This is a genomic window from Nitrososphaerota archaeon, from assembly GCA_011605775.1.
In the GTDB taxonomy this organism is placed as follows: domain Archaea; phylum Thermoproteota; class Nitrososphaeria; order Nitrososphaerales; family JAAOZN01; genus JAAOZN01.
Genome location: JAAOZN010000004.1, coordinates 1 through 2722 on the forward strand (window position 1 = coordinate 1; position 2722 = coordinate 2722).

Here is a 2722-nt window from a genome sequence, read left to right on the forward strand (position 1 = left end):
AGTTTGTCTAGCCGGAGTAGTATCTCCAAGGATCTTTCCGCGTCCCGTTTGCCGATGGCGTCGATCAATTCTAGTAGGATATCTCGCACTTGCGTATGGTCTGATTTTATTTCAGCCAATACATCTAATCTAGCCATATTTTTCACATCATACGGGTATAACATCGTTATATAAAAATATATCGCCGTTATATAAACATCAAGAAGAGAAGCTAAATTAATATGGCGTGATCTTAGAAGGTTAGTTTATGAGAGAGACTCAACCTAGCATCTTGGGCTCTATAAAATATAGAATTAAAGTCTCTGATACCGATACTGGTGGGAGAGTGTTCTTCCCAAACTATGCTAGGCTCTTCAACGAATCTATACTCCACGCATTTAGGATGCGGGGGATCACCCTGCATCCAACGTTTTCTATGACGTACGTTGATAACAAACCTCTTGAAGGCCATTTTGTTGTAGGCGAATACTCTTGCCGTATAGAAGCGCCATCTCAATATGATGATGTGGTGTTGGTAGAAGTTTGGGTTAAGAAGATTGGAGAGCGATCCATAACCTTTGAAGGGAGAATGCTAGATGAAGGTAGGGGTATAATCTTAGCAAAGGGGTTGATAACTTATGTGTATGTTCACAACGATAAATCTAAAGAAATCCCCAAAGAGCTCATTGAACGTCTACACTCGCATCCAAAACGTCACGAAGAGTTCTTTTAGGGCTGCTATGATTATTGCCTACTGTGCTATTTCTAAAAAATTAAAAAGGGTGGTTCGTTTGTAGAAAGGGGTTGGTTAAGCTTTTAGTGGTTGGGCATATCACGATAGATCATATAATCTCGCCTACGCTAGATTTTATATCAGTAGGCGGTCCTCCGAGCTATGCTGGGCTTATGGCGAGAAGATTAGGTGCGGACGTTGACGCTGCTACAAAAGTTGGTTTAGACTTCCCAGAGCATTACACAATCTTCCTAACTAGATACATCAATATACTTGAACCAGCGATTTCGCAGAAGAAGCCTACTACGAGATTCCAGATTAAGCAATATGGCGAGAGCAGAAGATTGAAGTTAATCAGTAGATGTGAAGACATTGAAGAGAAGCAGATACAACCCAAGAATTATGATATATGCATTTTGAACCCTGTGGTAGGAGAAGTTTCTAAAAGGTTAACCGCTGCTGTAAGACGTGCAGCAAAATACCTCTTCTTGGACCCGCAAGGCTTCCTTAGAAGGTTCGATTCACAGGGTTTCGTTACCATCTCAGACATGGATAAAGCGCTTCTGAGGGATGTCGATGTGCTGAAGGTAGATTACGAGGAGATGCGTAGCATAACAGGTTTGGACGAGCCGAAACAAGCCTTGAACGAACTTCATATACTGGGACCAAAGGCGGTGATCTTAACATCACATTCGGGTCACGTAACACTTTCGCTGGGGGAGAAGATCTATAGAGTACCTATCCCGGCTACGGATGTTAGAGGAGAGACGACCGGAGCTGGTGACATCTTGGCGGGTGCTTTCGCAGCATCCTTTTCTCAAAACAAGGACCTTTTAAAGGCTGTATGTGTCGGTGTCTCAGCAGCTACTCTTGCAGTCCGAGGTGTAGGCATATCTAAGATACCAGCTCGTGAAGAGGTTTTTGAACTCGCTGAGCAGATATTGAATGGTGTGGAAAGTTGTTAGCTAAGTTCCAGTAGTCTGAGTAACTCGTTGTAGATGGCTAATGCCTCGTCTTCGCTCTTTACATTTTTTAAGAGCATCCTACCTTGCCTAAATAGGCTTACCTCAACCCCTTTATATTCAAAGACAAGGATGATAGGTGAGCTTGCCAGCACCTTATAGCCGCCGATCTTCTGAAGCACCTCATTCAAGTCTATATTCATAGGTTTAGGTGGGTTAATGTTTACGGTATCTCTACCACACATCCACGTCAACCGCTCTCTTTGCTCCGCTGCTCTTTCAACCCTCTGCTGACAGACCCTACACCCCTCAGTCTTAGCTAATTCGACTGTTAAGAAATCCATCCTTCTAAAGTCGCAAATAAGCAACCTATTTTTTAAGCCGCCTTCTATTCCAGCTAAGATCTTTATCGCTTCTAAAGCCTGTATAGCAGCTACAGCACCTGGTGTGGCACCTATTACACCTCGCGTGGAGCAAGTTGGTAGTATCTCATCATCCAATCCTGGAAAGACACATTCTAGGCAAGGTGTTTCTGGTGGGTGAAAGACGGTGACGTTACCTTCTAAGCCTAGGGCACCTCCGAAGACATAGGGTATTCTTCGTTTAGTACAAGCTTCGTTCACGATATACCTTGTGCTCATATTATCTAAACCGTCAACTACACAATCTACACCCTCGATGATACTGTCCACATTTGAGCGTCTAACATTCTCCGGTACTATGTCTATCTTAACATCTGGGTTTATTTCGTTGAGCTTTTTAGCGGCTACTTCAACCTTTGGATACCTCAGATCTTTTCTGGTGTACAGCGCTTGTCTATGGAGGTTATGTAGCTCGATGGTGTCTTGGTCCACTAGCCTAAGATAGCCTACTCCAGCTAAAGCTAGATAGAGTGATGAAACGCTACCCAGCCCCCCTACACCTATGACTGCGACTCTTCCTTTGCTGAGCCTTCGCTGCCCTTCTATGCCTAGCTCAGGCATAGTTATTTGGCGTAGATAGTATTCGCTGAATGCGCTTGGCTGCATACGTTTCGGTTCTTCACCAT

The 2722-nt window shown here is 43.9% G+C and carries 3 protein-coding genes; 2 read left to right on the forward strand and 1 reads right to left on the reverse strand.

Annotated elements, in window-relative coordinates:
* Window positions 1-247 precede the first annotated feature (247 nt).
* Entirely contained in the window at window positions 248-712 is a 465-nt protein-coding gene (locus HA494_00140; GenBank protein NHV96192.1) for an acyl-CoA thioesterase, read from the forward strand.
* Between the two features lie 71 nt (window positions 713-783).
* The gene (locus HA494_00145) at window positions 784-1677 is read left to right on the forward strand and encodes a hypothetical protein (protein NHV96193.1); all 894 of its coding nucleotides are present in this window, start codon (window positions 784-786) and stop codon (window positions 1675-1677) included.
* On the opposite strand, the gene HA494_00150 is transcribed toward HA494_00145, so the two are convergent.
* The gene (locus tag HA494_00150) at window positions 1674-2702 is read right to left on the reverse strand and encodes a HesA/MoeB/ThiF family protein (GenBank protein NHV96194.1); all 1029 of its coding nucleotides are present in this window, start codon (window positions 2700-2702) and stop codon (window positions 1674-1676) included. The two genes, HA494_00145 and HA494_00150, sit on opposite strands and share 4 nt — an antisense overlap.
* Between the last annotated feature and the right edge of the window lie 20 nt (window positions 2703-2722).